The 6,352-nt window shown below is 67.9% G+C and carries 8 protein-coding genes; 6 read left to right on the forward strand and 2 right to left on the reverse strand.

Translation table 11 applies throughout. The features are described from left to right. Positions 1–13: 13 nt before the first annotated feature. Together E1261_RS21000 and E1261_RS21005 are read left to right on the forward strand one after the other, a co-directional pair. Positions 14–919, forward strand: coding sequence for a DUF2785 domain-containing protein (locus tag E1261_RS21000; protein WP_132408970.1), 906 nt, complete (start codon positions 14–16; stop codon positions 917–919). 28 nt (positions 920–947) lie between these two features. Continuing rightward, positions 948–1,172, forward strand: a complete 225-nt coding sequence (locus E1261_RS21005) for a hypothetical protein (protein WP_132408972.1) — start codon at positions 948–950, stop codon at positions 1,170–1,172. 13 nt (positions 1,173–1,185) lie between these two features. Here E1261_RS21005 and E1261_RS21010 read toward each other — a convergent pair whose 3' ends face one another. Beyond that, complete coding sequence (locus tag E1261_RS21010) at positions 1,186–2,118, reverse strand: helix-turn-helix transcriptional regulator (protein ID WP_132408974.1); 933 nt, start codon at positions 2,116–2,118, stop codon at positions 1,186–1,188. 53 nt (positions 2,119–2,171) lie between these two features. On the opposite strand from E1261_RS21010, the gene E1261_RS21015 reads away from it, so the two are divergent. After that, positions 2,172–2,543: a VOC family protein gene (locus E1261_RS21015; protein ID WP_132408976.1), complete on the forward strand. Its 372-nt coding sequence runs from the start codon at positions 2,172–2,174 to the stop codon at positions 2,541–2,543. Here the strand turns inward: E1261_RS21015 and E1261_RS21020 are convergent. After that, positions 2,533–3,498, reverse strand: coding sequence for an endonuclease/exonuclease/phosphatase family protein (locus tag E1261_RS21020; protein WP_238176335.1), 966 nt, complete (start codon positions 3,496–3,498; stop codon positions 2,533–2,535). The two genes, E1261_RS21015 and E1261_RS21020, sit on opposite strands and share 11 nt — an antisense overlap. A gap of 85 nt (positions 3,499–3,583) precedes the next feature. Between E1261_RS21020 and E1261_RS21025 the strand changes: the two genes are divergently transcribed. From E1261_RS21025 to E1261_RS21035, 3 genes are all read left to right on the forward strand, one after another. Then, complete coding sequence (locus E1261_RS21025; RefSeq protein WP_132408978.1) at positions 3,584–3,859, forward strand: DUF3311 domain-containing protein; 276 nt, start codon at positions 3,584–3,586, stop codon at positions 3,857–3,859. Continuing rightward, positions 3,856–5,511: a monocarboxylate uptake permease MctP gene (mctP, locus tag E1261_RS21030; protein ID WP_238176336.1), complete on the forward strand. Its 1,656-nt coding sequence runs from the start codon at positions 3,856–3,858 to the stop codon at positions 5,509–5,511. Before E1261_RS21025 ends, mctP begins: the two co-directional genes overlap by 4 nt. A 128-nt stretch (positions 5,512–5,639) precedes the next feature. Then, positions 5,640–6,272: a DUF5317 domain-containing protein gene (locus E1261_RS21035; RefSeq protein WP_238176337.1), complete on the forward strand. Its 633-nt coding sequence runs from the start codon at positions 5,640–5,642 to the stop codon at positions 6,270–6,272. Positions 6,273–6,352 lie beyond the last annotated feature (80 nt).

Raw genomic sequence — 6,352 nt, forward strand, 5'->3', positions numbered from 1 at the left:
AAGGGACGTTTTGGTGGAGTCGACGTACTGGCAGGACGTGATGGCCGCGGACTACGCGGTGCCCCACGACCGTGCGCTGACCGACCTCACCGAAGAGCTGGTCCGGGGCCTGGCCTCGACGAACCCGCAGATCCGGGACGCACTGGCCTATCCCACTTTGGCGACCTGGCTCGAGCGCGGGGTGTACGACGATCTGCTGCCCGGCTTCGGTGACGGCCTCTGCGCCGGACTGTCCTACGGACTCGGCGAGGACGGTACGGACAGCGTCTTCCGGCGCTCCTTCACCGCACTGACGCTGGCTGAGGTCATCCACCGCGACAACGCCGAGTTCCTCGTCCACGACGAGGTGGTGATGCGCTGGGGCGACCGGCTGGCCACCTGGCTCCTGCGCGAGCGCGACCTGCGTGGCTACGTTCCGGACTGCGGCTGGGCGCATGCGGTCGCTCACGGTGCCGATGCGATCGGCGCACTCGCCCGGTCCCGGCACTGCGATGTCGGCGTGCTGCGGGCGCTCCTCGACGTGCTGGCGGACCGGATCGTCAAGGACACGCCGTACCGCTGGGTGCACGAGGAGCACGACCGGGTCTCGCACGCGGTCATGACGATCCTGCACCGCAACATGCTGACCAGCGACGAGCTGGAGCGCTGGCTGAAGCCCATCGCCGCCACTGCCGCCCAGCAGCCGCTCATGCACGAGACCCTGCCGGAGTGGCCGACGCCCCCGGTCTTCAACGCCCGCGGCGTCCTGCACGTCCTCCTGAGCCAACTAGCAATCGGAGTGAAGGGCTTCCCCATCCCCGGCGACGACGAACTCTTCGGCCGCCCCATCGAAGCCCGCGCAGACCTCCTCCTGATGCTCACCGAGGCGGTGCAGGGCTCCCAGCCCTACATCTACCGGCCGGCCACTAATCCGTCTTAGCGGCACTCGGAAAGGGGTGGCTCCAAGGATGACGACCTACCGCGTGCACGTCACTCGCGAAGGCGACCAGTGGCTTGCCGATGTCCCCGAGCTGGACGGTGCCAGCACCTACGCAGGAAACCTCACTGCTCTTGACCGGTATGTCCGGGAGGTCGTTGTCCTGGCCGCCGATCTGCCCGACTCGGCCATGCCTGGCCTCGAACTCGACTGGACGTACAACATCGGCGACAAGCTGGTCCAAGAGGCCAAGTAGACACGGCCGACTGCTAGTCCGTCCTGGACCAACCAGTGAGGCGGTCTGCTAGGCGTTGCACTTGGGTGCGGAGCTCGGGTGGTTGCTCGATCACGAACGGTCGGTCGAGTCCGGCCAGCAGGGCTGGCACCCAGTCGAGCCGCTCTGCGTGGAGCTCGACGCGTACTTGGTCTGCGTCGAGCTGAGTGACCAGCGCCAGGCCAAGTGGAAGCCTCCTCTGTACGTCGTCCACCGTGCCCCGCACGCGAACCGAGACCGCGTGGGTCCACGGGGTTCTCGCCAACGACGCCAGGACAGCCCGGGCCGGATCACCTGCGGGCTGGTCAGTGGTTGCCGCCAGCAACGATGCCTTGGCGATCCGGTCCAGGCGGAAGGTGCGGTCGGCGGTGGCGACGTACCAGCGACCGGCGTGCGCGACGACGCCGGACGGCGCGATGTTCCGCCAGGTGAGTTGTCCGTGGCGGTCGGTGTAGGTGATCCCGACGGCCCGTCGGTCCCGCGCAGCCTCGGCGATGGTGAGCAGCACTCCGGTGTCGGCGGGCTTGGCGGACCGCCGGGGTGCGGTGAAGGACGAGGTGGTGAGCAGCGCGCCGAGGCGGTCGGCCAAGCGGGCGGGGAGCACGCGCCGGAGCTTGGACAGCGCGCTGTCGGATGCGGTGGACTCCGGCACCAGGCCGGCTCGGCTGCCGACCACCAGCCCGATCGCCACAGCGACGGCCTCGTCGTCGGTCAGCATCAGCGGGGGCATCCGGAAACCCGGTTCGAGGCAGTAGCCGCCGTACCGGCCGCGGACCGAGCGGATCGGGATGTCCAGGTCGGTCAGGTGATCGGCGTACCGGCGGACCGTTCGCTCGTCGACACCGAGCCGTTCAGCCAGGTCCGCCACGCGCCGGGTGCCGCCGCCCTGGAGGATCTCCAGCAGCGCCAGAACTCGTGCGGTGGACATTGCTTCAGAATACCGGGCGGAAGCTGTCCGGTATTGGTTCTACGGTCGGGGGTATGACAACAACCTTTGCTTCGACCCGCATCGTCACCGAGGACGTCGACCGACTGACCGCGTTCTACGAGCACGTCACTGGGGTGACAGCGACCCGGCCGACCCCGGTCTTCGCCGAGATCCGGACGGCCGCCGGCACGCTCGCGATCTCCAGCAACCAACTAACCAACCGGTTGTACGGCGCGGACGTGGTGCGGCCGGGTGCGAATCACTCGGCATTCCTCGAGTTCCAGGTGGCTGATGCCGACGCGGAATTCGCCCGGTTGTCCGAGCTGGAGTTCGTTCAGGAACCGACGACAATGCCGTGGGGTAACCGGTCCGTGCTGCTCCGTGACCCCGACGGCAACCTGGTCAACCTGTTCACTACTCCTTAGGTACGGCGACTGTCGCGATCACGGCCAGGTGGTCGGTGCCTTCGATCTCGTGGGTCGCGAAGCGGAGTGGCTGGATGGTGCGGGTGGCCAGGACGTGGTCGATCTGGGTGCGGGCGACAGGTGGCTGGTCGGACGGCCAGGTGCCTTTGAAGCCGCCGCCTACGGAGGGGGCGACGCTGTGGCAGTTCGAGGCCATGGCCCAGCGGAAGTCCGCGTGGTCCAGGGTGGCGTTGAAGTCGCCGGCCACGATGGTCGGCGGGTCCTGGGCGCACCAGCGCCGTAGCTGCGTCAGGTCGTGTTTCCACGGCGGTACGTCCTCCGGTAGCGGCGGGAAGCCGTGGTACGCGACCAGCCGTAGCTGGCCCAGATTCCCGCCGGTCACCATCAGATTGCCGAAGCTGGTCGGCAGGTCCGCCTTGACCTGCACAGCGCCCAGAGACGCGGCTATGAGCACGCTGGTGGCGCTCTCCACGGCTCTGGTGGGCTGCTCGGTGTAACCGGCGTATCCGACGAGCTGGGCACGGATCTCCTCGCGGACATCGACCTGTGCCTCCGGCAACGACACGAGGTCCGGCTTGTGCTCCCGGATGAGCTCCGCGACCGCACCGGCGTTCGCACCACCGCCCAGCACGTTGGCGACCATGATGGTCAGCACCCGGGTGTCCGCCGCCGCAGGCTTCGGATCACTGGTCACCCGCGGCAGGGTCAAGCCAGCACCGATCAGAGCCAGTACGGCGACCAGTCCGGCCGCTATCCGCCAGCCCTTGCGGATGAGCATCAGCAGGGCCAGCGCGAACACCAGAACCAGCCCCTGCGGCCGGAACGCGACCAGCTGGGCGAACGGCGTCACCTCGTCCAGACCGTAGAGCTCCGGATACAGCGGCACGGCAACGATCGCTACGAAGAGTACGGACAGCACGATCCGCCGTACGAACCATGCCTTTTCGTTATCCACGGACCACCCCGAGGCTCTAGTCGCTTGTCCGGACGAAACGGTAGCGTGCTCGGTTGCGCCCGCACTGTCCCCGAGGAGGTTCGCAGTGTCCCGATTGTCCGCGGTGAAACCCGCGTACTGGATCGCCGGTGTCCTACTGGCCGTCACGGTTCTCGCACCGCTCATTGTCTCGACCTATTCCAAGGCCGAGCCCCGGCTGTGGGGCTTCCCGTTCTTCTACTGGTACCAGTTGCTGTGGGTCGTGCTCTCCGTGTTCACGGTAGGCATCGCGTACAAGCTGGTGATGGGCGAGGAGCGCAAACGGCGGGCTGCCCAGGGTCTCGGTGACCCGGACAAGCCGGCGAAGGGGGCACAGCAGTGAACCACTCAGTCGACTGGGTGCAATTGATCGTCGTCGTGCTGATCTTCGTCGCCGTCACGGTGATGGGCTTCATGGCGTCCCGCTGGCGGGCCGCCGCCTCGATGGACAGTCTGGACGAATGGGGTCTGGGTGGCCGCGGCTTCGGCACCTTCATCACCTGGTTCCTGCTCGGCGGTGACCTCTACACGGCGTACACGTTCATCGCCGTACCGGCCGCGATGTACGCCACCGGAGCCGTCACCGGCTTCTTCGCGGTGCCGTACACAATCGTGGTCTACCCGCTGATCTTCGTCTTCATGGCGCGGCTCTGGTCGGTCTCGCACCGGCACGGCTACGTGACGCCGGCCGACTTCGTCCGTGGCCGCTACGGCAGCCGCTGGCTGTCCCTGGCGGTCGCACTGACCGGCATCCTGGCCACCATGCCGTACATCGCGCTGCAGCTGGTCGGCATGCAGGCCGTCTTCGAGACGATGGGTCTCGGCGGCGACAACCTGCTGGCCAAGGACCTGCCGCTGCTGATCGCGTTCGCCGTACTCGCGGCGTACACGTACTCCTCTGGTCTGCGCGCGCCGGCGATGATCGCGTTCGTCAAGGACGGCCTGATCTACCTGGTGATCGGCGTCGCGATCATCTACCTGCCGCACGCACTCGGTGGCTGGGAAGCGATCTTCGGTGCCGCGGAGAAGAAGCTGACCACGACGAACCCGGCCACCGGCAAGCCGGTCGGCTCGTTCATCCCCGGCGTGACCGGGCATTCGGCGTACTGGACGCTGGCGCTCGGTTCGGCGCTGGCGCTGTTCATGTACCCACACTCGGTGACCGCCGTACTGTCGACCAAGAGCCGGAACGTCGTACGGCGGAACGCGGCGATCCTGCCGGCGTACTCGCTGCTGCTCGGTCTGCTCGCGCTGCTCGGCTTCATGGCCATCAAGGCGAACGTCAACATCACCGGCCTGGACGGGCTGCCGAACCCGCAGCTGGCGATCCCGCGGCTGTTCGACCAGGAGTTCCCGTCCTGGTTCGCGGGGATCGCGTTCGCGGCCATCGCGGTCGGTGCGCTGGTGCCGGCGGCGATCATGTCGATCGCGGCCGCGAACCTGTTCACCCGCAACATCTACAAGGAGTTCCTCAAGAAGGAAGCGACTCCGGCCCAGGAGGCCAAGGTCTCCAAGCTGGCCTCGCTGCTGGTGAAGTTCGGGGCGCTGGTCTTCGTGCTCGGGATGGACAAGACGATCTCGCTCAACCTGCAGCTGCTGGGCGGAATCTGGATCCTGCAGACGTTCCCGGCGATCGTGGTCGGCCTGTTCACCCAGTGGTTCCACAAGTGGGCGCTGCTGGCCGGCTGGGCGGTCGCGATGGTCTACGGCACCATCGAGGCCTACAACGTGGTGAACCCGGCCACCAAGAAGCACTTCGGCGGATCGGTCACGAACATCCCGTTCACCGACACCCAGGTCTACATCGGCCTGGTCGCGTTCGGGCTCAACCTGGTGATCGTGATCGCGCTGACGCTGGTGTTCCGGGCCCTCAAGGTCGCCTCCGGCGTGGACACCACACACCCGTCGGACTACACCGCCGATCGGGGCGACCCGGGCGTTCACGACCTGCCCGAGCTGCTCGACGAGGGCGGCCCGGCTCCCGCCAAGTCGTAGGTCTAGTGGCCCCGGGGCTCTCCTGGGGCCACTTTTCTTTGTACTGACGTTACGTTTTGCCACCAAATCGACACGCTGCGCGTTCAGCTTGCCCGAATTCGGGCCGTCGGAACGGCAGAATCGCGAGCGTGTTGCTGGTCCTCCTCGTCATGGCGCTCGCCGCCCTCGCGGCGCTCGCCACGGGCGGACGCGTGGGTCGCCTGGCCGACCACGCCCTGACCGGCCTGCACTGGCTCGCCGCGGCCGCCATCGGCCAGCTCCTCGGCTCCCTGTTCGGCGGTACGGCGTACCCCGTCGGCCTGATCGGCTCCGCCGTCTGCATCGCCGTCTTCCTCCGCGAGAACCTCCGCCAGCCCGGAGTAGGCCTCCTGGCGCTCGGCTTCTTCTCCAACGCCGCCGTAGTAGCCCTGAACGGCGCCATGCCGGTCTCAGTGGCCGCCCTGGCCCGCGCGGGACTCTCTCCCGGCCTGGTCGCCGACCCGCGCCACGAGCTCGTCACAGCCGAAACCACGTGGCCCTGGCTGGGCGACGTCGTACCGGTCGCTCTCCCCGGCCTGGGCCAGGCGGTCAGCCCCGGCGACATCCTGATCGCAGCCGGCGCCGGACTACTCCTGTACGCCGGTATGGGCGGCTCGGGCCACATCGCCACCGACCCCGCCCCGCCGTGGGACGAACTGGAACCGTCGCGCGCCAACCCCGCCGTACGGATCCGTCGCCGCCGCTCAGAACCGGAAGCCGCGCCCGATCACCCTTCGGAGTGAATCCACCACCACCGGGTCGTACTCAGCCCCGATCCCCAGCCCGATCGACTCCATCGCCTTCCCCGGCGACTGCCCGCCGC

It is taken from the genome of Kribbella albertanoniae, assembly GCF_004348455.1.
Taxonomy (GTDB): Bacteria; Actinomycetota; Actinomycetes; order Propionibacteriales; family Kribbellaceae; genus Kribbella; species Kribbella albertanoniae.

Excerpts from the sequence above, each read along its gene's own strand:
- E1261_RS21010 (WP_132408974.1), bottom strand. The coding sequence starts at position 2,118 with ATGTCCACCGCACGAGTTCTGGCGCTGCTGGAGATCCTCCAGGGCGGC.
- E1261_RS21015 (WP_132408976.1), top strand. The coding sequence starts at position 2,172 with ATGACAACAACCTTTGCTTCGACCCGCATCGTCACCGAGGACGTCGAC.
- E1261_RS21005 (WP_132408972.1), top strand. The coding sequence starts at position 948 with ATGACGACCTACCGCGTGCACGTCACTCGCGAAGGCGACCAGTGGCTT.